The organism is Acidovorax sp. Leaf191, assembly GCF_001424425.1.
In the GTDB taxonomy this organism is placed as follows: Bacteria; Pseudomonadota; Gammaproteobacteria; order Burkholderiales; family Burkholderiaceae_C; genus Acidovorax.
Window position 1 is genome coordinate 393,532 of the sequence record NZ_LMPT01000012.1, and the last position, 22,706, is coordinate 416,237.

Genomic DNA, 22,706 nt, shown 5'->3' on the forward strand with positions numbered 1-22,706 from the left:
AACCTTAATTCTCGTCTGATGCCCAACCCGCAAGAGGGTGAATCATCAGATTTTCACATGCCTTGACCTGCCAGCCCTGGGGGGCTCCATCCAGATCAACTGCATGAGACATTTGCGCAAACACCGCACTGCCTGAGCCTGTCATCCTGCCTTGTAATCCGCGTGACCTGAGCCATTCGAGGGCTTCGGTAACTTGCGGGCAAAGAGCCTGAGCAACGGGCTGCAAGTCATTTCGACCGAAGTCAAAGTGTGCTGCAGCAAAGCCTAAGATTGTAGCACTATCTGAATCACGTTTCAAACTTGGCGACGAAAAAATTAATTTTGTCTCCAGGCCTGCTGCAGGCTTCACGATCGCGAAGCTTGCGGGTGGCAGCTGGTGCACTTTCTCAAGCGGCGTGATTGTCTCACCAATTCCCTCCACAAAAGCGTTACGGCCGCGTAAAAAAAATGGAATGTCTGCGCCGAGCGCGATGCCGATCTTTTCCAGCGCAGCGCGCGGCAGGTGCAGGCCCCACAGCCGATTGAGGGCCAGCAGCGTCGTGGCAGCGTCGGAGGAGCCGCCGCCCATGCCTGCCTGCGCGGGGATGCTCTTGCCCACGGCAATGTGCGCGCCCTGTGTGCAGCCCGTGGCCGCCTGCAGGGCGCGGGCTGCACGGATCGTCAGGTCCACGTCGGGCAAGGCGGGTCCCAGATCTTCGCGCGTGATCTCCGGGCCGGTGCCGCGGAGTTCGAAGTGCAGGGTGTCGCACCAGTCCACCAGCATGAACACCGACTGCAGCAGGTGATAGCCGTCGTCACGCCGGCCCGTGATGTGCAGAAAAAGATTGAGCTTGGCCGGAGCCGGCACGTCGTAGAGGGCTTGCATGAACAAAAAAACGGGGGGCGGGCAAGGGGCGTGCGCCGCGCGCAGATCAACGGGTCAGTGCAACGCGGAGTGTGGCCTGGGGCTGCGGGTCGTCCCGGTGCGCGACCAGGCGGCCATCGGCAACCCCCGACAGATCGGCGCGCCAACCGGGTGCAGTGGCCTGGTTGCCCTGCAGCCAGCTGAACAATGCCGTCACCGGAATGCGCGTGCCGGTCACTTCCTGCAGCAGCATGTCGAGCGAGTCGGAGGTGCGGGTTTCCTGCGAGCTCACCAACTGGGCGTGGCCGTCCTTCCAGTCCAGCTGCGCAAGCCGGTTGCCCAGCGGGCTGAGCAGCACCAGCCCGCCCACTTGGGCATTGCCCCGCAGCTCGAACATGGCAGAAAACGACTGCGAGTCCTGGCCCTCGACCTGCAATGCCAGGCGGCCGCTCCAGGTGTTCTCATCGGTCGCCGCCTTGGGCAAGGGTTGTGCACATCCGGCCAGCCACATGGCGCAGATGGCCAGCAGCAGACGCCAGCCTGTGGTCACACCGTGGATTTGCGTTGCGGCAGCCGCCGACGGCAGCGTGGCACCGTACCAGCCGCGCATCAAAGCTTCACTCCCAGGCGCGCCAGGGTTTCCTTCAGTGTTTCGTTGTCGGGGCTCACGCGCTTGCTCTCCGTCCAGACCTTCAGGGCGGCGTCCTTGTCGCCCAGGCTCCAGAGCACTTCACCCAGATGCGCGCCGATCTCGACATCGGGGCGCCCCTTGTAGGCGGCTTCCAGCAGCCTGCGGGCTTCGGCCTTGTTGCCCAGGCGAAACTCCACCCAGCCCAGGCTGTCGGTAATGAACGGGTCGTTGGGTGCGAACTCCAGCGCTTTCAGGATGAGCTGCTTGGCTTCGGGCAGGCGCTGGCCACGCTCGGCCAGCGAGTAGCCCAGCGCGTTGTAGGCGTGGTGGTGGTCCGGCTTCTGGGCGATGACCTGGCGCAGCAGCCGCTCCATGGTGTCCACCTGGCCGGCCTTTTCGGCCAGCATGGCCTGGTCGTACACGAGTTCGGTGTCTTGCGGAGCCAAGGCCACGAGTTCGGTCTGGACCTTGTAGGCCTCCTGGTACAGCCGCTGGTCGCGCAGCAGTTGCACTTCTGCAGCCAGCTTCATGCGCTTGTCGTCGGCCGAAGTGCCCGGCAGGTTGCGCAGCAAGGCGCGGGCCTGCTCGATCTTGCCCTGGCGCGCCAGCAGCGACGCGCGGCGCATCTGGGCGCTGAAGACCTCCTCCACGTTGTCGATGCGCTTGAGCCATGCCTCGGCCCCGGCGAAGTCCTGCTTCTTTTCGGCGATCTGCGCGTACAGCAGGTACGCCTGCGTCATGCCGCGCTGGCGCACCTCAGCATCGTCCAGCGAGGACAGCAGGTCCATGTAGCGCTTGAGGTCGTTCTCGGCCGCGGGAAGGCGGTTGTCCTGCAGGTGGAGCGTAGCCAGCACCAGCCAGGCTTCCACCAGGTCGGGCTTTTCCTTGGTGGCGGCTTCCAGCTGCCGGGCCGCGTCTCCATAGCGTTGCTGGCCCAGCAGTACCCGCGCATAGGCCATGCGCAGCTCGGGAACAGGCTGCTTGGACAGGGCCTGCACGACCAAGGGTTCTGCTTCGGGGCTGCCATCGTCCATCAGCTCCAGCGCCAGTTGCGCCGAGCTCTCGCTGCCCACGTCCAGGGCCTGGGCCTTGCGGGCGGCTTCCAGGGCGCCGGCCTTGTCGCCTGCGGCCAGCCGCAGGCGGCCCAATGAAACCCATGCCACCGGACCGGTGGCAGGATTCGTGAGTTCGTTGACGAGCGCCGCTTCGACGACCTTGGCGGCCAGCGCCTTGTCGCTGGCGCGCCCATACACCTGGGGCAGGGCCGACAGCATGGCCGCCTTGCTGCGGGGTGGCGACAGAGCCAGCTCCAGGCGCAGGAGGTCCGGGGTTTCGCCAATGCGGTTCAGGGCGACCAGGATCTGGAGCACGTAGCGGTTGGCCTCGCGCGACTGGGGCAGGGCTTCTTTCCAGGCCTGCGCGGCTGCCAATGCGTATTCGCCCGAGCGGGATTGCAGCGCGATGTCGGCTGCGCGCTGGTACAGCTGGCCGTCGGCACTGCGGCGGGCCGCTTCGAGCATGAAGGCGTACCCGGCACCCGGGTCTCCGGTGCGGGCGCTCACCTCGCCCAACAGGATTTCGTAGAACAGTTCCGCGTCGAGCGCGGGGTTAGAGACCACGGGCTCGTCGGCAGGCGCAGGCGGGGTGTTGGCACCCGGCGATTGCGCATACGCTGAACAAGCCGCAACCGAGATCGCTGTTGCCAGGGCGGTGGTCCGAAATCTGTGAAATAACACCATCGGGTCATAATAATCCATGCCCGTTAACCCGATGTAGGTCGCGTTCTATGCCTGAGTTGCCCGAAGTGGAAGTCACGCGCCGCAGTTTTGCGGCGGCCATTGCCGGGGCGAACATCGAAGGTGTTGCGATGGGCAAGCCGCTGCGGTGGCCGCTCGGGTGTGACCCCGGGGATCTGGTGGGGCAGCAGGTGCTGGGTCTGCGCCGGCGGGGCAAATATCTATTGGCAGATACCAGCCGGGGCCTGCTGCTGCTGCACCTGGGCATGTCAGGCAGCTTGCGCTTTGGCCATGGCCTTCCTCCGCCAGGCGTGCACGACCATTTCGACATGGCCACCAGCCACGGGACGCTACGGCTGCATGATCCGCGGCGCTTCGGCGCGGTGGTCTACACCCACGGCGAGCAGGATCCGGTCGCGGTCAAGCTGCTCGATGCGCTGGGCATGGAACCGTTGTCGGATTCCTTTTCTCTGGCCACGTTTCAAGCCGGGCTGAAAAAGAGCCGCACGCCCATCAAGCAGTTGCTGCTGGGCGGCAAGCTGGTGGTGGGGGTGGGCAATATCTATGCTTCCGAGGTGCTTTTTCTGGCGGGTATCCGCCCGACCACGGTGGCGTCGCGCATCGGCCCGGCCCGGGTGCGCAAGTTGCACGAGGCCATCGTGGCCGTGCTGGCCCGGGCGGTGGAAATGGGGGGCAGCACGCTGCGCGATTTCTCCAGTGCCGACGGCATGGCCGGACACTTCCAGACGCAGGCCAATGTCTACGGGCGCGAAGGTGCGCCCTGCCATGTTTGCAGCACCCCCATCCGGCTGCTGCGCCAGGGTCAGCGAAGCACTTACTTCTGCGCGCAATGCCAACGCACCTGACGGCGGTGTGGAGCGAACTTTGCTTTTCAGCACAGTCTGTGGGCGGTCAATGCTATATTTTGTGCATGCCTGCCTCGCAGGCCATACCTAGATATCTCCGGGAGCACAGTGGGACCCTCATTCAACGAACAGTTCGACCAGCATGGCGTCTGGAGACGTGAATTCGCCCAGCAGCTCAAGCGGCTGGGCGACTGGATGTCTTCGCATGACCTCATGGACTCGGCAGTGCGCGAGCGCCTGCACAGGCTGGAAGAACAGGTTCGCAGCGACAAGGTCATGGTGGCTTTTGTCGCGGAGTTCTCGCGTGGCAAGTCGGAGCTGATCAACGCCATCTTCTTTGCTGACTACGGTCGCCGCATCATGCCGGCCAGCGCCGGGCGCACCACCATGTGCCCCACCGAGCTTGGCTACGACGCGAGCGTGGTCCCCAGCCTGCGGTTGCTGCCCATCGAAACCCGCCTGCAGATGCAGAGTTTGGCGGAATGGCGCATGAAGCCTGAACGTTGGCACGAGATCCGGCTCGATGTCGGCAATGCCGACCAGATTGCGAAGGCCCTGGAAAAAGTGGCCGAAGTGCGCAAGGTCAGCCTGGACAACGCCCGGGCGCTGGGTTTCTGGCACGACGACCTGGTCGACGAGAACCCCGTCCCGGACTCGCACGGTATGGTGGAAGTGCCCATGTGGCGGCACGCCATCATCAATATTCCGCATCCGCTGCTCAAGCAGGGCCTGGTCATCCTCGATACGCCGGGTTTGAATGCCGTGGGCGCCGAGCCAGAGCTGACCGTCAACCTGATTCCCCAGGCCCATGCGGTGGTGTTCATCCTGAGTGCGGACACCGGCGTGACGCGGTCCGATCTGTCGATCTGGCGCGAGCACCTGGCCATCTCTGCCGACAGCATGGACGCCCGCCTGGTGGTCCTCAACAAGATCGACACCCTGTGGGACACGCTCAATTCCGCCGAGCAGGTGCAGGCCCAGATAGAACGCCAGTGCCAGACGTCTGCCGAGATGCTCGGTGTGCCGCTGGAAAGGGTGGTGCCAGTCTCCGCACAAAAGGGCCTGGTGGCCAAGATCACGGCCGACGACGTGTTGCTGGAAACCAGCGGCCTTCCCGTGCTGGAGGAGGCCCTGGCCAAGGGCATCATGGGCCAGCGGCAATCCATCTTGCGGTCGGCCGTGGCCCATGGCGTGGCCAATCTGCGCACCGAGACGTCGCGGGTCATCAACATCCGCCGGCGCGACCTGGATGACCAGATGGCCGAGCTGCGCAGCCTGCGCGGCAAGAACGCGTCGGTGATCGAGTCGATGCGCCAGCGTATCGAGCAGGAGCAGCGCGAATTCGACCTGAGCACCTCCAAGATCCAGGCCGTGCGGGCCGTGCACCTCAAGCTGCTGCGCGACGTGTTCCAGCAACTGGGTGCGAAGTCGCTCAAGGGCGAGTTGGCCGAGCTGGCACAGACGCTGCAGCAAAAAGGGCTCAAGCTGGGCGTCAAGAAGATCTACGTCCAGACCTTTGACAAGCTGCGCAGCACCATGGACAAGGCGCAGGCGTCCGGCACCGAGATCCAGGCCATGCTGGGCGGAACCTTCCGGCAACTGAATGCCGAATTCGGATTTTCGCTGCAGGTGCCGCCGCCGCCGCAGCTGGAGCACTTCACGCACGATCTTCACCAGATCGAGCAGAGCCACCTGCAGTACCTGGGCATGGGCAATGCGCTGAAGCTGGCGCAGCCCGAATTTGCAGAGCGATTGGTGCGCGCGCTGGCCATGCGTTTGCGCACGGTCTATGAGTCCGCAGCCAATGACCTGGAACTGTGGAGCAAGTCGGCCACCGCGCAGCTGGATGCCCAACTGCGCGAGCGCCGCCGCAGCTTCGCCCGCCGCATGGAGGCAGTCGACCGCATACAGCAGGCTGCGAGCGGCTTGGTCGAGCGCATTTCCGAGATCGAAGCCGGCGAAGAAGAGCTGGGCCAACTGGAGCAAAAGCTCCACGAGTTGACCTCCAAGCTGGTCGCGCCTCCTGCCGTTGAAACCCTGGATGCCGACAAGCAACTCCTATCGGCATGAGTGAGGCAATGGGCGGCAGCGTCGCCGAGCGTGTGGTGGCCTGGCAGATGGCCAGTGGCCGCAATCATCTACCCTGGCAGCAGACCCGCGACCCCTACCGGGTGTGGCTGTCGGAGATCATGCTGCAGCAGACGCAGGTCAGCACGGTGCTGGACTACTACGCGCGTTTCCTGGCCCGCTTTCCTGATGTGGCGGCATTGGCTGCTGCGCCCCAGGACGAAGTCATGGGCCTGTGGAGCGGCCTGGGCTACTACACCCGCGCCCGCAACCTGCACCGCTGTGCGCAGCAGGTGGTGTCGGAGCATGGCGGGGCGTTTCCCCGCTCGGCGGAAGTGCTGGCCACCTTGCCTGGCATCGGCCGATCCACGGCTGGCGCCATCGCTGCCTTCTGCTTTTCGCAGCGGGTTCCGATCCTGGATGCCAACGTGCGCAGGGTGCTGACCCGGCTGTTGGGGTTCGACGCGGATCTGGCGTCGGCCCGCAATGAGAAGGTGCTGTGGGAGCATGCGCAGGCGCTGCTCCCGGTGCACGATCTTGAAAACGCCATGCCCCGCTACACGCAGGGGTTGATGGACCTGGGGGCCACGGTGTGCGTGCCCCGGGCGCCGCGCTGTGAGCTGTGCCCGCTGAACCACAGCTGTGTCGCGTTCAAGAAGGGTGACCCGGAGCGCTATCCGGTCAAGACGCGCAAGCTCTCGCGCCGCTCGGAGTCCTGGCAATTGCTGGTGCTCAGGAACCCGCAAGGGCAGGTATGGCTGCAACGGCGTCCTGGCACGGGCATATGGGCGGGCATGCACTGCGTCCCCATTTTTGAAGACAGCGCGTCGTTGCACCGGTGTGTGGAAACCTTGCCGTCTGCCTCCGGCCAGTCGGTGCAGGAGTTGCAGCCGTTTGTCCATGTGCTGACGCACCGCGACCTTCACCTGCATCCCGTGCTGGTCACTGGCGTGGCCGCAGCCCAGCCGACGGAAGACGGCGAATGGCTGGGCGCCGGCCAATGGAGTTCTATCGGTCTGCCCGCGCCCATTCGCAAACTGCTGGACACGACCCAAGCGTCGTTGTGGTGAGGTCAGGGCTGGTGTGAGGAGGCCCGCGGCGCTGCGTTTCAGCGGCCATCCAGCTCACGGTGCCTGCGCAGGGCAGTCCATCGGTCGCTGAACATCTCCGCGAGCCGTTCCACCAGGTACACGGAGCGGTGCTGGCCCCCGGTGCAGCCGATGGCCACCGTCACATAGCTGCGGTGGTTGCGGTCCAGGAACTCCAGCCAATGGGCCAGGAACTGCTCGATGTGCGCCTGCATCAGCGAGACCTCCGTCTGCTGGCGCAAGAAGCGCGCGACAGGCTCATCCAGGCCCGTCAGGTCGCGCAGCGCAGGTTCGTAGTGCGGGTTGGGCAGCATCCGCACGTCAAACACATAGTCCGCATCCATCGGTATGCCGCGCTTGAATGCAAAGGACTGAAAGACCAGGGTCAGCTGGCCGTGTGTCGTGGTCATCAACCCCTTGACGTAGCTTTGCAGCTGCGACGACCGGATGGTGCTGGTGTCGATGACATGCGACTGGTCGCGCAACGCGGCCAGAAGCTCGCGCTCCTCTTCGATGATCTGCACCAGCGCCTTGCGGCCCTGCTGCAAGTCGGCATGCGACAGCGGGTGGCGGCGCCGCGTCTCCGAAAAGCGCCGCACCAGCGTGTCGATGGTGGCGTCCAGAAAGATGGATTGCACCGACACGCCCTCGCTGCGCAGCCGGTTGAGCTCCTGCGGGACCTGGTGCAACGACGTGGCGCTGCGCACATCCATGGCGATGGCCAGGCGGTTGCCGTGGTGGCGGTGCTCCAGCGCGACGAAGGCGGGGAGCAGCTCCGGGGGCAGGTTGTCGACGCAGTAATACCCGGCGTCTTCCAGCGCGTGCAGGGCCACGGACTTGCCGGAGCCGGACATGCCGGTGATCAGGACGATTTCCAGCGCCATCAGCGGGCCCTTTCCTGGGGCGCTGCGGCGCTTGCCAGGTCCAGCATCTCGCGGGCGTGATTCAGGGATGCATCGGTGGATTTTTCACCCCCGAGCATGCGCGCAATCTCCGCCACACGGGTTTTGCCCTGCACGGCGACCACCGAGCTCGTCGTTCCGTCCGGGCTCTTGCGCTTGGCGACCTTGAGGTGGTGGTGAGCGCAGGCAGCCACCTGCGGCAGGTGGGTGACGGCCAGCACCTGGCGATCGCTGCCCAGTTGCTGCATGAGCCGGCCCACGGTTTCGGCCACGGCCCCGCCCACACCCGAATCCACCTCATCAAAAATCAGCGTGGGTGCCAACCCGAGTTCACTGGTCGTCACGGAGATCGCCAGCGAGATCCGCGACAGCTCCCCGCCCGAGGCCACCTTGCCGATGGGCTTGGGCGTCATGCCGGGGTGCCCCGCCACCAGAAACACCACATCGTCGATGCCGTGGGACGAAGGCTCTGCCGATTTGCTCACGGAGACTTCGAACTTGCCGCCTTCCATGCCCAGTCCCTGCATGGCCTGGGTAATGGCCAGGGACAGCTTGGGAGCCGCCTTGGCCCGCCCCAGCGACAGGGCGCGGGCCGCCGCCTGGTAGGCCTTGGCGCTGGCGGCCTCGGCTGCTTCCAGGCGTTCCAGATCGGTTGCCGCATCCAGCTGCTGCATTTCGCCCTTCCAACCCCTGAGCAGGGCGGGCAGCTCGGTGGGCGTGCGCTTGTACCGGCGTGCGAGCGTCATCCACTGCGAAATGCGGGCGTCGAGCTCTGCCAGACGCTGCGGGTCGATTTCAGCGTGCCGCAGATACAGCTGCAGCGAATGGGCCACGTCGCTCGCCTGGGCGAGGCTCGAGGCCAGGATGTCGGCAAGGCTTGCGAACTCGGGCTCGATGTGTTCCTGCGCGTGCAGCAGGGCGTGCGCGCGGCCGATGCCGGCGAGTGCGCCCGCATCGTCGTCCTGCAATGCATGCAGTGCGCCTTCGGCACCGTCCAGCAGTGCCTGGGCATGCGACAGACGCTTGTGCTGGGCGTCGAGTTCTTCCCATTCGCCATCGGCGGGCGCGAGCTTGTCCACCTCGCCGATCTGCCACTGCAGGCGTTCGCGCTCCTGCTGCAAATTGGCTTGGGACTGGCGGGCCTGCTCCAAGGTCTTCTGGTCGGCGCGCCACCGTGTCCAGCGCGCTGACGTGTCGTCGCTGCTGAGGCCTGCAAACGCATCCAGCAAGCCGCGCACGGAGTCGGGCCGGGTCAGGCTCTGCCAGGCGTGTTGGCCGTGGATGTCCAGCAGCAAGTCTCCGAGGGCGCGCAACTGCGCCGCCGTGGCGGGCGTGCCGTTGATCCAGGCGCGGCTCTTGCCCTGGACATCGATGGTGCGGCGCAAGAGCAACGGCCCATCGGTCTCGAAACCAGCATCTTCCAGCCAGGGCGCGATATGGGCGGGGTTGTCGAACTCGGCGCAAAGGTCTGCCTTGGTGGCGCCCTCTCGCACCGTGCCGGCATCTGCGCGCGAGCCCAGCACCAGTTGCAGCGCGTCGATCAGTATGGACTTGCCTGCACCGGTCTCACCGGTCAGCACCGTGAACCCGGGGCTGAGCTCCAGCTCCAGCGACTCCACGATGACAAAGTCACGCAGGGTGATGCGTCGCAGCGCCATGGTCAGGAGCCCCCTTCGTTCCAGCGCAGCTTCTTGCGCAGGGTGGCAAAGTAGTTCCAGCCCAACGGATGCAGAAACCGCACGCAGTGCTCCGAGCGTTTGACCAAGATGCGGTCGCCGTGCAGCAGCGATGCCAGCGACTGCATGTCGAAGTTGGCGCTGACGTCCCGGCCGCTGACCACCTCGACGGCCACCTCGGTGGCATCCGACAGCACGATGGGCCGGTTGGACAAGGTATGGGGCGCAATGGGCACGAGCACCCAGCCCGGAATGGAGGGGTGGAGCATCGGTCCGCCGGCAGACAGCGAATACGCCGTCGAGCCCGTGGGGGATGCAATGATGAGACCGTCGGCCCGCTGGTTGGCCACGAAGCGGCCACCCACCTCCACACGCAGCTCCACCATGCCCGATGTGGCCCCCCGGTTGACGACAACGTCGTTCATCGCCAGGGCCTCGAACACCACCCGTTCATCGCGCACCACCCTGGCGTGCATCAATGGCCTCAGGTCCTCCTCGTACTCGCCCCGCAGCATGGGGGCCAGCGTGGCCTGGTAGGCATCGAAAGGAATGTCGGTGATGAACCCCAGGCGCCCCTGGTTGATGCCGATCAGCGGTGTGCCGAAGCGCGCCAGCCGGCGGCCGATGCCCAGCATGGTGCCGTCACCGCCCACGACCAGGCCCAGGTCGCACCGGGTGCCTATCTCGTCTACAGTCAGCGCTGGGTAGTGGGCCAGGCCCATGTTGCTGGCGGTCTCGGCCTCCAGGGCCACTTCGCACCCCTGCTGCTCCAGGAAATGCGCGATACCTTCGAGCGCCTGGCGCGAGGTGTCGCCCGCAGAGCCCGCTGATGAAGCCTGGTACTTGCCGATAAGGGCGACATGGCGGAAATTGGACGTCATCACGAAATTACATCATTAAAATCCTTCCATGCTCGATGACCGTGCCAAGTTGTTGCTTAAAGCCCTGGTCGAGCGCTACATCGCCGACGGGCAGCCTGTGGGCTCAAGAACTTTGTCGCGCGCGTCAGGGCTGGACCTGTCGCCCGCCACCATCCGCAACGTGATGGCCGACTTGGAGGAACTGGGGCTGATTGCCAGCCCGCACACCTCGGCGGGGCGCATTCCCACTGCGCGAGGCTATCGGCTGTTCGTGGACACCATGCTCACCGTGCAGCGTGACTCGTTCATGCCCGCGCAGCTGGCGCCGGAGCAGCCGCAGAAAGTGATCGCCAACGCGGCACAGCTGCTGTCCAACCTGTCGCAGTTTGTCGGCGTGGTCATGGCGCCCAGGCGCACCTCTGTTTTTCGGCACATCGAGTTTTTGAAGCTCTCAGAACGGCGCTTTCTGGTGATCATCGTGTCGCCGGAAGGGGACGTGCAAAACCGCGTGATCTTTACCGAGGTCGACTACTCCGCATCGCAGCTGATAGAGACATCGAACTTCCTGAATGCGCACTACGCCGGCCTGGCCATGGAGCAGGTGCGCGAGCGCCTGAAGTCGGAGGTGGATGCGCTGCGGGGCGAGATCGCATCGCTCATGCAGGCCGCGGTGAATGTGGGTTCCGAAGCCATGTCGGCGGCCCAGGACGAGGTCGTGATATCCGGCGAGCGCAACCTGCTGGCCGTGAGCGATTTTTCCAGCGACATGGGCAACCTGCGGCGGGCCTTCGATCTCTTCGAGCAAAAGACCCAGATCCTGCGCCTGCTGGACATCTCGAGCCAGGCCGAGGGCGTGCGGATCTACATCGGCGGCGAGAGCCATGTGGTGCCGTTCGAAGAGCTGTCGGTGGTCAGCTCTCCCTACGAAGTGGACGGCAAGGTGGTCGGCACGCTCGGCGTGATCGGCCCCACGCGCATGCCGTACGACCGGATGATCCAGATCGTGGACATCACCTCCAAGCTGGTATCCAACGCACTCAGCCACCGCAAGTAAGCCCCTACAATACGGCGCTTGCCCCGTTGTGTATGCAGCGCAGGAGCATGGCTTGGGGCGTTAGCTCAGTTGGTTAGAGCAGAGGACTCATAATCCTTTGGTCGTTGGTTCAAGTCCAACACGCCCTACCACCACCATCCACCATCGATGCGTGGGCGGTGTTTGCGGATCAAAGCCATTTTTCTTGCCGGCTTCAGCCCGTTTTCCTTTTGGACGTGCTGCAGTGCATTACAATCTCGGCTTGCGCTGAATTGTGCTTTTGTTGATGTGCTGCTAGCAGCAAGGGTCAACAAAAAATGATGATTTTCAAGGGTCGCCAAGAAATCATGCTATAATTCAAAGCTTAGCGGCTGTAGCTCAGCTGGATAGAGTACTTGGCTACGAACCAAGGGGTCGTGGGTTCGATTCCTGCCAGCCGCACCAATGTTTAAAGCCTGCAATCGCAAGATTGCAGGCTTTTTCATTTGTCCCAGTGTTTCTCGCTGACAGGGGAGATCTGCGATGAGCAAGGCCTTTACCAAGGAAACCGATGCGTCCGATGAGGACGAATTGGCGTTGCCAGCGCTGCCTGCTGGTGGCAAGAACTACATCACCCCGGCCGGCTATGCGCGGCTGCGGGACGAGTTGCTGGACCTGATCGACAACGAGCGCCCTAAGGTCGTGGAGGCCGTGCACTGGGCGGCCAGCAACGGAGACCGGTCTGAAAACGGCGACTATCTCTACGGCAAAAAACGCTTGCGAGAGATCGACCGGCGCATCCGCTTCCTCACCAAGCGGCTCGAGATTGCCGAGGTCGTGGACCCCAGCCTGCACGCAGGCAGCGATCAGGTGTTCTTTGGCGCCACGGTCACCTACTTCGATGACGAAGGGGTGGAGCGCACGATCACCATCATGGGCATTGACGAGGCGGACAGCCGCGAGTCGCAGGTGAGCTGGATCTCTCCTGTGGCGCGCGCGCTCTTGAAAGCCCGGGTGGGCGACGAGGTGCAACTACCCACGCCGGGCGGTGTGCGAAGCCTGGAAGTGGTGGCAGTGCAGTACCCGTCGCGCACCGAACGCGCAGGCTGAGCGGGGCTGCCGCAGACGCCGGGCCGGCCGACGCTGCTGGACGTTCAGGCAGCCTGTGGGGTGATGCGTGCGGCGCGAATGACCGCCTGCGTGCGGCGCAGGTTGCGCAGCGCGGTTTCCAGGTGGGTCTGGTCCCGCACTGCCACGATGAACCGCAAGTCCGTGGTGTCCAGAGCGGCCTCGTCATCCATGTCCACGTGGGTGATGTCGGCTTCCGAGTTGGCCAGTTCTGCGGCCACGCGGGCCAATACGCCTTTGCCGTTGGTGACGGTGACTACGACCCCGGTCTCGAACATGCGCGTGGGCTCGTCCGACCAGTCCACCGCAATGAACCGCTCGCTGTCCTTGTGCTGCAGCCGTTTGGCCACCGTGCAATGCGCGTTGTGGACCACCAGGCCTTCGCCGCGGCCCAGGTAGCCGACGATGCTGTCGCCCGGCACGGGGCGGCAGCACGAGGCGTATTGCACCGATGCGTTTTCACTGCCGTCCAGGGTCACCGCTCCTTGCGAGAGTGTCTCGTGCGACGTGTAGCGCTCCCGCGTCATGAGCAGGGCGTCGGGGCGGTGGCCGTGCTCGGACATCAACACCATGAGCCGCTTGGCCACGATGCTGGCGATGCGCTTGCCCAGGCCCAGGTCGGTCATGAGCTCGCTGCGGGTGCGGTTGCCCGTAAAGCGAAGCAGCTTGTCCCACAGGGGTTGTGTTTCCGCGGAGACCGGCGGCAGTTGCTCCAGGCCCTCGGCGCGGATGGCCTGGGTCAGCAGTTTTTCTCCCAGGCCTTCGGATTCGGTCTGGGCCAGGGTCTTGAGGTAGTGCCGGATCTTCGAGCGTGCACGGCCGGTGCGGACAAAACCCAGCCACGCTGGATTGGGCGTGGAGATGGGCGCCGTGATGACTTCCACCACGTCGCCGTTCTTGAGCTCGGTGCGCAGGGGCACCTGCTCGTTGTTGATCTTGGCGGCCGTGGTGCGGTCGCCCACATTGCTGTGGATGGCGTAGGCGAAGTCGACCACGGTGGCGCCGCGCGGCAGGGCCATGATCTGGCTCTTGGGCGTGAACACGTACACCGCGTCGGGAAACAGGTCCACCTTCACGTGGTCCCAGAACTCCGCCGCGTCGCGGGTTTCGTTCTGGATGTCGAGCAGCGACTGCAGCCACTTGGTGCCCAGGCGTTCGGCAGACGTACCGTCTCCATCCTGCGCCTTGTACAGCCAGTGCGCGGCCACACCGGCTTCGGCGATCACGTGCATCTCGTCGGTGCGCATCTGGAACTCGATGTTCACGCCCGAGGGGCCCACCAGCGTGGTGTGCAGCGACTGGTAGCCGTTGAGCTTGGCAATCGCGATGTGGTCCTTGAACTTGCCCGGCACGGGCTTGTACATCTGGTGCAGCACACCCAGCGCGGTGTAGCAGTCCGTCACCGTGGGCACGATGACCCGAAAGCCATAGATGTCGGTCACCTGGGCAAAGCTCAGGTGCTTGAGGTCCATCTTCTGGTAGATGGCGTACAGCGTCTTCTCGCGGCCGGCCAGGCGCACCTGCATGCCGATCTTGGAGAAGGCGGCATCGACCTCGGTCTGCACCCGCTGCACCAGGTCGCGGCGGCGGTTGCGCGATTTGTTGACGGCCTTGGACAAGGTGGCGTAACGCCAGGGGTGCAGGTGCCGGAACGACAGGTCCTGCAGTTCGCGGTAGGTCTGGTTCAGGCCCAGGCGGTGGGCGATGGGTGCGTAGATCTCCAGCGTCTCCGAGGAGATGCGGCCCCATTTGCTGCGCGGCATGTCCGACAGCGTGCGCATGTTGTGCGTGCGGTCGGCCAGCTTGATCAGGATCACGCGGACGTCGCGGGCCATGGCCAGCAGCATCTTGCGGAAGGATTCGGCCTGGTTTTCCTCGCGGGTGTTGAACTGCAGCTTGTCCAGCTTGGTCAGGCCGTCCACAAGCTCGGCCACCGGCGCGCCGAAGCGGTCGATGAGGTCAGCCTTGGTGACGCCGCAGTCTTCCATGGCGTCGTGCAGCAGGGCTGCCATGAGCGCCTGGGCGTCAAGCTTCCAGGTGGCGCACTGCGCGGCCACCGCGATCGGGTGCGTGATGTAGGGCTCGCCGCTGTTGCGCAACTGGCCCAGGTGGGCCTCGTCGGCAAACCGGTAGGCCTGGCGCACTTGCTCGATGCTGGTGGCATCCAGGTAGTCCAGGCTGTCGGTCAGCGCGGCAAAGCTGGCCGCGGCTGCATTGGCCGCCGCTGCGGCTGCCGAGAGTGTCCCTGCCGAGGGCGAATCGCCAGGCCGGGGCTGCGTTGCAGAAGGTGAGTTGAGCACCGCGTTCATGCCTTTAATGTAGCGCGGGTGCGCACCCGGCGAGTTCGGTGCAAAAAAAAGCACCGCTGGCGCGGTGCTTTTTGCGGGCGCGGCCCGGCAGAAACCTCAACCAGGAACCTTCTTGAGCATCTCCAGACCCACCTTGCCTTCGGCGATTTCGCGCAGGGCGGTCACGGCGGGCTTGTTGCGGCTTTCGATACGGGGAGCATGGCCCTGGCTCAGCATGCGAGCGCGGTAAGTGGCCGCCAAAACGAGCTGGAAACGGTTGGGGATCTTTTCCAGACAGTCTTCTACGGTGATGCGTGCCATGGGGTGTACTCCGGGGATTCAGGTGATATTGAGCGACTGGAAGGTGTCAGCACGCGCGCGGCGCTGGGCGGCGTACTTCAGGCGCTGGGCATGAACCACGGCTTTCAGGTCGAAAAGCGCGCGTTCAAACAACTCGTTGATTATAACGAAGTCGAATTTGCCGACCTGGGCCATCTCTTCGGCCGCATTCTTGAGGCGCACTTCGATGACGTCCGCAGAGTCCTCGCCCCGGCGCTCCAGGCGCGAGCGCAGCTCTTCCCAGCTGGGCGGGAGGATGAACACCAAAATGGCGTTGGCAAACGCCTGCTTGATCTGCAAGGCGCCCTGGAAGTCGATCTCCAGGATCACGTCCGTGCCCTGGGCGATGCGCTCCTCGATGGCTTTCTTGGAGGTGCCGTAGCGGTTGCCGTGGACATGCGCCCACTCCACGAAGGCGTTGCCTTCGATCATGGCGTCGAACTCGGACTGCGAGGCGAAGTAATAGTCGCGCCCGTGCTTTTCCTGCCCGCGCGGAGGGCGGGTGGTGTGCGAGATCGACAGGTGCACGTGGGAGTCAAGCTCCAGCAGGGCCTTGACCAGGCTGGATTTGCCGGCGCCGCTGGGCGCCGCCACTACGAAGAGATTTCCTGGATAGTCCATAGCGAATAGGCGCTCAGCGCTATCAAAACACGGGGGTCATTCAATATTTTGCACCTGCTCGCGCATCTGCTCGATCAGCACCTTCATGTCGACGCTGATGCGCGTGAGGTCCAGGGCGGCCGACTTGGAGCCCAGGGTGTTGGCCTCGCGGTGCAGCTCCTGGATGAGGAAGTCCAGGCGCTTGCCCACTTCGCCGCCCTTTTTCAGCAGGCGCTCGATTTCGTCCAGGTGCGAGTCGAGCCGGGTGATTTCCTCGGCCACGTCGATGCGGATGGCAAAGGCCGTGGCCTCTGTGAGGGCGCGGTCGCGCGCGGCCTCGGGCGCCACGGCGCCGTCGGTGAGCGCCATGGCTTCCTTCCAGCGCTCCATGAAGCGGGTGCGTTGCTGCTCGACCAGCTGGGGCACCATGGGGACGGCCTGCGCCGCCAGGGCGCGCAACTGCTTGAGGCGGTCCTGGAGCATCGCGGCCAGGCGCTTGCCTTCGCGTTCGCGGGCGGCCATGAGGGCGTCGAGAGCCTCTTCCGCCAGGGCAGGAACCGCGTCGCTCCAGTCTTCGCTCGCCGAGGGGGCGTTGGCGCACAGGCGCAGCGCGTCTGCCACGGTGAGGGGGGCGGCGTTGGGCAGCCAGGCCTTCACCGAGTCCTGGATGGAATTGAGCCGCTGCAGCAGGCGCGGGGGCGGGTCCTGCAGCGTGTTGCTGTCCTCGGACTCCAGCGCGGCGCGCACTTCGACCTTGCCGCGCTTCAGGCGCGCGGTCAGCAGGCTGCGCAGGGCGGGCTCCTGCGCGCGCAGTTCGTCGGGCAGGCGGAAAGACAGGTCCAGAAAGCGGCTGTTGACCGAGCGGATTTCGAGCCCCAGCCGGCGCGACGGCGTCGCTCGGGCATCGGTTTCTGCGCCAGTGGCGGACGTGCCATGCTGTGCGCTGGCGTATCCGGTCATGCTGTAAACTGGCATTGGACTTTTTGATGGTTGCTTGCGATCCGGCGATTATCCGGGTTCCGCTCTACCCCTGAGTCATCTTCGCAAAATATGTCAAAAATCAAGCCGGCGCCCTTGCCGCCCGACACCGCCATTGGTGGATACCGCGTGGTTCGCAGGGTGTCCTCCGGGGGCTTTGGTGTGGTGTACCTCGCCACCGACAGCGAAGGCCAGCAGGTCGCGATCAAGGAATACCTCCCCTCGTCGCTGGCCACCCGAGCGCCCGGCGAGCTGCTGCCCAAGGTGCCCTCCGAAAAACTCTCGCTGTACCGCCTGGGCCTCAAGAGCTTCTTCGAAGAGGGCCGCTCGCTCGCCCAGATCTCCCACGCCTCCGTGGTGAGCGTGCTCAACTTCTTTCGCGAGAACGAAACCGTCTACATGGTGATGAACTACCTGGAGGGTGCGACCCTGCAGGACTTCATCATCACCGCGCGCGACCTGAAGACGCAGAAGGTCTTTCGCGAGTCCACCATCCGCTCGCTGTTCGACGAGGTGCTGCGCGGGCTGCGCATCGTGCACCAGCACAAGATGCTGCACCTGGATATCAAGCCGGCCAACATCTTCATCACCGACGACAACAAGGCCGTGATGATCGACTTCGGCGCCGCGCGCGAGGTGCTGTCCAAGGAAGGCAACTTCATCCGCCCGATGTACACCCCCGGCTTTGCCGCGCCCGAGATGTACCGGCGCGATTCGTCGATGGGCCCCTGGACCGACATCTACGCCATCGGCGCCTGCATCTATGCCTGCATGCAGGGCTTTCCGCCCAACGAGGCGCCGCAGCGCATCGAAAAGGACCGCCTCTCGCTTGCGCTGACCAAGCTGCGCGGCGTGTACTCCGACAACCTCATCGAGGTGGTGGAGTGGTGCATGGCCCTCGATCCGCTGTCGCGCCCGCAGTCCGTGTTCGCACTGCAAAAGGAGCTCAGCCGCGAGGGCGAGCGCCGCTACACCAAGCTGTCCGTCGGCGAAAAAATGCGTCTGCAGCTGGACACGCTCGTGTCCGACACCAAGAAGAATGTGCAGAAGGTGGGCGAAGCCACCGGTATCGGAGCCAAACCCAAATGAACACGACTGACGCCCAGCGGGTGGGGGTGGGGCGCCCATGAAGTTCTCCGTATTCCAGATCAGCCGCCGCGGCGGCCGCGAGAAGAACGAAGACCGCATGGGCTATTGCTACACGCGCGAATCGGGCCTGTTCGTGCTGGCCGACGGCATGGGCGGACACCCCGAGGGCGAGGTCGCCGCGCAGATCGCGCTGCAGACCATCTCGGCGCTGTTCCAGCGCGAGGCCAAGCCCCAGCTCAAGGACGTGCAGGAGTTTCTCTCGGGTGCCTTGCTGGCGGCCCACCACCAGATCCTGCGCTACGCCACCGACAAGGGCATGCTCGACACACCGCGCACCACCCTGGTGGCCGCCGTGGTGCAGGCCGGCACGGCCACCTGGATCCACTGCGGCGATTCGCGCCTGTACATGGTGCGCGACGGCGACCTGCTGACCCGCACGCGCGACCACTCGTACATGGAGCTGCGCAACTCGCCGCCACCGGGCCTGGAGCGCATCAACCGCAACGTGCTGTTCACCTGCCTGGGCTCTCCCACCAAGCCGATCTACGACATCACCGGCCCGGTGTACCTGGAGCAGGGCGACCGCATCCTGCTGTGCTCCGACGGCCTGTGGGGCACGCTCAGCGACGACGACATCTCCAAACAGCTCGCCCGCAACACCGTCTCGCATTCCGTGCCTGACCTGGTGGAGGCCGCGCTGCGCAAGGCCGGCGACAGCAGCGACAACGTCACGGTGATCGCGCTGGAGTGGGAAACGCCGGACGCCTTCGAGTCCACCCAGGGCGTGTCCACCGACAGCATCAGCGACGACGTGTTCGCGTCCACCATCCAGGCCGGCCCGCTGGACGGGCTGGTGGACGACCTCGATGACGAAGCCATTGAACGCTCCATCGCAGAGATCAACGAGGCCATCCGGCGGTCTGCGGCCAGAAAGGCGTGACGCCGCGCGCCGGGCCGCCGTGTGCGCTGCGGCGGCTACTCGCCGGCTGCCGCGCCGTGCGGCCGGGAGCGCAGCGCCGGTGCGATGCGGCGGTCTCCGTGCACTGCCAGCGGGCCTGAGTCGCACAGCACGCGCTGCGCCGGGTCGGTTGCTTGTCGGGCTGCGTGCGGACCTGCCGGCCCGGGCTTTTATTCTTCTTCTTCGTCTTTTGCTTTGGCCTTTGCGCCGGGCGGCCCCGCTCGGGCCGCATTCATTCCTCGGGAACCGACAACACCATGACCACCTTTGAACGCACCGGCGGCCGCAGCGCCGACCAACTGCGCCCTGTGCGCATCACCCGCCACTACACCATGCATGCCGAAGGCTCGGTGCTGATCGAGTTCGGCAACACCAAGGTCCTGTGCACCGCATCCGTGGAAGAGCGCGTGCCACCGCACAAGCGCGGCAGCGGTGAAGGCTGGGTCACGGCCGAATACGGCATGCTGCCCCGGTCCACGCATTCCCGCAACGACCGCGAAGCCGCGCGCGGAAAGCAAAGCGGCCGCACGCAGGAGATCCAGCGCCTCATCGGCCGGTCGCTGCGCGCGGTGTTCGACCTCAAGCTGCTGGGCGAGCGCACCATCCAGCTCGACTGCGACGTGATCCAGGCCGATGGTGGTACCCGCACCGCGGCCATCACCGGCGCGTGGGTGGCGGCGCACGATGCGGTCAGCCGGCTGATGGCCAGCGGCAAGGTCACGCGGTCGCCGCTGGTGCAGCCCGTGGCCGCCATTTCCGTGGGCATCGTGCAGGGTACGCCGCTGCTCGACCTCGAATACGTGGAAGACGTCGACTGCGACACCGACATGAACGTGGTGATGACCGGCGCGGGCCATTTCGTCGAGGTGCAGGGCACGGCCGAGGGCGCCGCCTTCACCCGCGCCGAGATGGACCGGCTGCTCGCCCTGGCTGAAAAAGGCATTGCCGACCTGGTGGCCCTGCAGCAGCAGGCGCTGGCTGTGAATGCTCCTTAATTGATAGCTGCTAGCGATTGATAGACAAGCGGTAGCGACCATTTTGACCATGAAAATCGTTCTTGCATCCAACAACCGCGGCAAGCTGGCCGAGCTGCAGGCCATGCTGGCCCCGCTGGGCGTAGAGCTGGTGCGCCAGGCCGACCTGGGCGTGGGCGAGGCCGACGAGCCCTTTCGCACCTTTGTGGAAAACGCGCTGGCCAAGGCGCGCTTCGCCTCGGCGCACACCGGGCTGCCCGCCCTGGCTGACGATGCCGGCTTGTGCGTGGACGCGTTCGGCGGCCTGCCCGGTGTGGACACGGCTTACTACGCCACCCAGTTCGGCTACGACAAAGGGGACGACACCAACGTGCAGGCGCTGCTCGAGCAGATGCAGGCCGTGGACCAGCGCCGTGCCGCCATGGTCAGCACGCTGGTCGCCGTGCGCAGCCCCGAAGACCCCGAGCCCCTGATCGCCGTAGGCCGCGTGGTCGGCGAGATCGCGCGGGAGCGCCGTGGCAGCAACGGCTTCGGGTTCGACCCCATCATGTTCATCCCCGAGTTCGGCAAGACCTTTGCAGAACTGCCCGTCGAAGTGAAGAACGCCCACAGCCACCGCGGCCGCTCAGCGCAGCAGATGCTGGCGCTGCTGCGCGAGCGTTGGCTGTGAGCGCCACAGCGCTGCACAGCCAGGGCGATTTGCCTGCAGATCCTCCGCCATGAACACCATTCCCATCACACCTGCAGCCACGGCCGCGCCCGCAGAGCCAGCGCCCCAGCGCGACATCCAGCACTACATGCGCCCGGGCTTGCTGCAACTGCAGAGCCTGCCGCCGCTGTCGCTGTACGTGCACCTGCCGTGGTGCCTCAAGAAGTGCCCGTACTGCGATTTCAATTCGCATGAGGCCCGCAGCGACGCCGACGCCGGTGGCTCCGCCGTGCCCGAGCAGCGCTACATCGACGCCCTGATGGCCGACCTGGAATCCGCGCTGCCGCTGATCTGGGGGCGCACCGTGCACAGCATCTTCATCGGTGGCGGCACGCCCAGCCTGTTTTCGCCCGCCTCCATCGACCAGCTCATCGGCAGCATCCGTGCGCGGCTGCGGCTGGAGGCCGACTGCGAGATCACGATGGAGGCCAACCCCGGCACCTTCGAGAAAGACCGCTTTCGCGCGTTTCGTGGTGCAGGCATCACCCGGCTGTCGGTGGGAGTGCAGAGCTTCAACGACCGACACCTGAAGGCCCTGGGCCGCGTGCACGACCGCGCGCAGGCCCTGGCGGCCGTCCAGGAGGCGTCCGAGGCCTTCGACACCTTCAACCTGGACATCATGTACGCGCTGCCGGGCCAGACGCTGCAGGAGATGGAGCAGGACATGCAGACCGCGCTGGCTCTGAAACCACCGCACATCTCCATTTACCACCTCACCATCGAGCCCAACACCTACTTCGCCAAGTACCCGCCGGCCATCCCCGAGGACGACCAGGCCTATGCCATGCTCGACCGCATCACCGAGATGACGGTGCAGGCGGGCATGTCGCGGTACGAGATATCGGCGTACGCGCAGCCCGGGCACGAGTGCTTCCACAACACCAACTACTGGCAGTTCGGCGACTACCTGGGCATTGGTGCGGGCGCGCACAGCAAGCTCAGCTTTGCACACCGCGTGGTGCGGCAGGTGCGCTTTCGCGAGCCGCGCCTGTACATGGACAACGCCCTGGCCGGGCGCCCCGTCGCGCAGGACGATGAGGTCAAGCGCGCCGACCTGCCGTTCGAATTCATGCTCAATGCCCTGCGCCTGCGCGACGGCTTTGCCCTGCAGGACTTCACGGCCCGCACGGGCCTGCCCATCACGGCCATCGCCAAGGCTTTGCAGGAGGCCGAGCGCAAGGGCCTGATCGAGCGGGACATGGCCCGCGTGCGCGCTACCGAGCGGGGCTTCGACTTCCTGAACGACCTGCAGGAGCTGTTCCTCGCCGATTGAGCGGCCTCAGGCGCTGCCGTCGCCTGGCATGTCTGCAATCGGCGCAGCCGTCCTCAGCCGCACGTCACGGCCACGACGCGCCCGCTGGCGTCCACCTCCAGGTTCAGCCGCTGGGCGTTGAACTCCTTGGTGATCATCTGCCCGGGGCGCAGGATGCGGGCCATCTGCGCGCCCGAGCGCGTGCGGGCGGATTCGACCACCGTGGGCGTGCTGTCTTGCCCCACCGCGCCCTGTGCAGGCTGTGCATTGCACATACCGCTGGGCGGTGGCGGCGGCGCACTGGCGCCCGTGGAGCCGCTGGGCGCAGAAGGCGATGTCCCGTAGCCCGAGCAACCGGCAATGGCAGCCGCGGCGAGGACCAGGCTGGTGGAGACGAAACGAATGGGTCGGGGCATGTCAGGAACTCCTCAAAATCTGGATGCACTGCAGCCACCATAAAGGAAGGCTCAGCGGGCGGGGGTGTCCACCGGTAACAACGCAGGGGCTGGAGGCGGGAATGGCCACGCAGCACGTTGTGGCGAATTTCGAAAATTATCAGTGCGATCGCATCGTTGGAAGAGTCGGCTCCGTCCTACATGCCGGGTTTTCACACCCCTCTAATATCCATCCGTCGACACCCTCTCGACATCCCTCCCGCTTGCACCATGCAAGTGTTAAGCCCGCACTATGCGGGCTTTTTTTTGGGCCG

At 65.2% G+C, this 22,706-nt stretch carries 22 protein-coding genes and 2 tRNA genes; 12 read left to right on the plus strand and 12 right to left on the minus strand.

From position 1 onward, the window contains the following. Positions 1-4 precede the first annotated feature (4 nt). Genes ispE through ASG27_RS10345 form a run of 3 tightly spaced genes read right to left on the minus strand, consistent with a single transcriptional unit; the run spans position 5 to position 3,232 of the window. Complete coding sequence (ispE, locus tag ASG27_RS10335) at positions 5-865, minus strand: 4-(cytidine 5'-diphospho)-2-C-methyl-D-erythritol kinase (RefSeq protein WP_056415636.1); 861 nt, start codon at positions 863-865, stop codon at positions 5-7. A 46-nt stretch (positions 866-911) separates the two neighbouring features. Then, entirely contained in the window at positions 912-1,394 is a 483-nt protein-coding gene (locus ASG27_RS10340; RefSeq protein WP_442854266.1) for a lipoprotein insertase outer membrane protein LolB, read from the minus strand. A 59-nt stretch (positions 1,395-1,453) separates the two neighbouring features. After that, a complete protein-coding gene (locus ASG27_RS10345; protein WP_056415637.1) occupies positions 1,454-3,232 on the minus strand; it encodes a tetratricopeptide repeat protein in 1,779 nt (592 codons plus the stop codon). A 29-nt stretch (positions 3,233-3,261) separates the two neighbouring features. On the opposite strand from ASG27_RS10345, the gene mutM reads away from it, so the two are divergent. The 3 genes from mutM (at position 3,262) to mutY (ending at position 7,214) form a co-directional block, all read left to right on the plus strand. Then, positions 3,262-4,077, plus strand: a complete 816-nt coding sequence (gene mutM / locus ASG27_RS10350) for a bifunctional DNA-formamidopyrimidine glycosylase/DNA-(apurinic or apyrimidinic site) lyase (RefSeq protein WP_056415644.1) — start codon at positions 3,262-3,264, stop codon at positions 4,075-4,077. A 108-nt stretch (positions 4,078-4,185) separates the two neighbouring features. Continuing rightward, complete coding sequence (locus ASG27_RS10355; protein ID WP_056415646.1) at positions 4,186-6,147, plus strand: dynamin family protein; 1,962 nt, start codon at positions 4,186-4,188, stop codon at positions 6,145-6,147. Next, positions 6,144-7,214 carry an A/G-specific adenine glycosylase gene (gene mutY / locus ASG27_RS10360; RefSeq protein ID WP_082485908.1) on the plus strand — a complete coding sequence of 357 codons (1,071 nt, stop codon included), beginning with the start codon at positions 6,144-6,146 and terminating at the stop codon, positions 7,212-7,214. Before ASG27_RS10355 ends, mutY begins: the two co-directional genes overlap by 4 nt. 38 nt (positions 7,215-7,252) lie before the next feature. Here the strand turns inward: mutY and rapZ are convergent, their stop codons facing one another. Genes rapZ through ASG27_RS10375 form a run of 3 tightly spaced genes read right to left on the minus strand, consistent with a single transcriptional unit; the run spans position 7,253 to position 10,691 of the window. Further along, positions 7,253-8,116: an RNase adapter RapZ gene (gene rapZ, locus ASG27_RS10365; RefSeq protein WP_056415649.1), complete on the minus strand. Its 864-nt coding sequence runs from the start codon at positions 8,114-8,116 to the stop codon at positions 7,253-7,255. Next, positions 8,116-9,792, minus strand: coding sequence for a DNA repair protein RecN (gene recN, locus ASG27_RS10370; protein ID WP_056415651.1), 1,677 nt, complete (start codon positions 9,790-9,792; stop codon positions 8,116-8,118). Before recN ends, rapZ begins: the two co-directional genes overlap by 1 nt. A gap of 2 nt (positions 9,793-9,794) precedes the next feature. Beyond that, positions 9,795-10,691, minus strand: a complete 897-nt coding sequence (locus ASG27_RS10375; protein ID WP_056415653.1) for an NAD kinase — start codon at positions 10,689-10,691, stop codon at positions 9,795-9,797. 28 nt (positions 10,692-10,719) lie between these two features. Here ASG27_RS10375 and hrcA point away from each other — a divergent pair, with 28 nt between their 5' ends. Beyond that, the gene (gene hrcA / locus ASG27_RS10380; protein ID WP_056415655.1) at positions 10,720-11,724 is read left to right on the plus strand and encodes a heat-inducible transcriptional repressor HrcA; all 1,005 of its coding nucleotides are present in this window, start codon (positions 10,720-10,722) and stop codon (positions 11,722-11,724) included. Between the two features lie 54 nt (positions 11,725-11,778). Further along, positions 11,779-11,855: transfer RNA gene (locus ASG27_RS10385), tRNA-Ile, on the plus strand. Here ASG27_RS10385 and ASG27_RS27515 read toward each other — a convergent pair. Further along, entirely contained in the window at positions 11,850-12,044 is a 195-nt protein-coding gene (locus tag ASG27_RS27515; protein WP_156370600.1) for a hypothetical protein, read from the minus strand. The two genes, ASG27_RS10385 and ASG27_RS27515, sit on opposite strands and share 6 nt — an antisense overlap. Positions 12,045-12,070: 26 nt before the next feature. On the opposite strand from ASG27_RS27515, the gene ASG27_RS10390 reads away from it, so the two are divergent. Next, positions 12,071-12,147 (plus strand) — tRNA-Arg (locus ASG27_RS10390). Positions 12,148-12,225: 78 nt separating this feature from the next. Next, positions 12,226-12,792, plus strand: coding sequence for a transcription elongation factor GreB (gene greB, locus ASG27_RS10395; RefSeq protein ID WP_056415658.1), 567 nt, complete (start codon positions 12,226-12,228; stop codon positions 12,790-12,792). 44 nt (positions 12,793-12,836) lie between these two features. On the opposite strand, the gene ASG27_RS10400 is transcribed toward greB, so the two are convergent. The 4 genes from ASG27_RS10400 to ASG27_RS10415 all read right to left on the minus strand — a co-directional run bounded on the left by ASG27_RS10400 (position 12,837) and on the right by ASG27_RS10415 (position 17,012). Beyond that, a complete protein-coding gene (locus tag ASG27_RS10400; RefSeq protein ID WP_056415661.1) occupies positions 12,837-15,119 on the minus strand; it encodes a RelA/SpoT family protein in 2,283 nt (760 codons plus the stop codon). A 96-nt stretch (positions 15,120-15,215) separates the two neighbouring features. Continuing rightward, positions 15,216-15,419 (minus strand): DNA-directed RNA polymerase subunit omega, encoded by a 204-nt coding sequence (rpoZ, locus tag ASG27_RS10405; RefSeq protein ID WP_005794722.1) that lies wholly within the window; start codon positions 15,417-15,419, stop codon positions 15,216-15,218. A gap of 18 nt (positions 15,420-15,437) precedes the next feature. Further along, on the minus strand, positions 15,438-16,058 hold the full coding sequence (gene gmk / locus ASG27_RS10410; RefSeq protein ID WP_056415663.1) for a guanylate kinase: 621 nt from the start codon (positions 16,056-16,058) through the stop codon (positions 15,438-15,440). 36 nt (positions 16,059-16,094) lie between these two features. After that, positions 16,095-17,012 carry a YicC/YloC family endoribonuclease gene (locus ASG27_RS10415; protein ID WP_082485909.1) on the minus strand — a complete coding sequence of 306 codons (918 nt, stop codon included), beginning with the start codon at positions 17,010-17,012 and terminating at the stop codon, positions 16,095-16,097. Between the two features lie 75 nt (positions 17,013-17,087). On the opposite strand from ASG27_RS10415, the gene ASG27_RS10420 reads away from it, so the two are divergent. From ASG27_RS10420 to hemW, 5 genes are all read left to right on the plus strand, one after another. Then, positions 17,088-18,104: a serine/threonine protein kinase gene (locus ASG27_RS10420; RefSeq protein WP_056415675.1), complete on the plus strand. Its 1,017-nt coding sequence runs from the start codon at positions 17,088-17,090 to the stop codon at positions 18,102-18,104. A 37-nt stretch (positions 18,105-18,141) separates the two neighbouring features. Continuing rightward, a complete protein-coding gene (locus tag ASG27_RS10425; protein WP_056415680.1) occupies positions 18,142-19,044 on the plus strand; it encodes a PP2C family protein-serine/threonine phosphatase in 903 nt (300 codons plus the stop codon). Positions 19,045-19,319: 275 nt separating this feature from the next. After that, positions 19,320-20,057 carry a ribonuclease PH gene (rph, locus tag ASG27_RS10430; protein ID WP_056415684.1) on the plus strand — a complete coding sequence of 246 codons (738 nt, stop codon included), beginning with the start codon at positions 19,320-19,322 and terminating at the stop codon, positions 20,055-20,057. Positions 20,058-20,106: 49 nt separating this feature from the next. Further along, positions 20,107-20,706 carry an RdgB/HAM1 family non-canonical purine NTP pyrophosphatase gene (rdgB, locus tag ASG27_RS10435; RefSeq protein WP_056161419.1) on the plus strand — a complete coding sequence of 200 codons (600 nt, stop codon included), beginning with the start codon at positions 20,107-20,109 and terminating at the stop codon, positions 20,704-20,706. 49 nt (positions 20,707-20,755) lie between these two features. Beyond that, a complete protein-coding gene (gene hemW / locus ASG27_RS10440; protein WP_056415687.1) occupies positions 20,756-22,018 on the plus strand; it encodes a radical SAM family heme chaperone HemW in 1,263 nt (420 codons plus the stop codon). Positions 22,019-22,071: 53 nt separating this feature from the next. On the opposite strand, the gene ASG27_RS10445 is transcribed toward hemW, so the two are convergent. Continuing rightward, positions 22,072-22,413 carry an I78 family peptidase inhibitor gene (locus ASG27_RS10445; RefSeq protein WP_056415689.1) on the minus strand — a complete coding sequence of 114 codons (342 nt, stop codon included), beginning with the start codon at positions 22,411-22,413 and terminating at the stop codon, positions 22,072-22,074. Between the last annotated feature and the right edge of the window lie 293 nt (positions 22,414-22,706).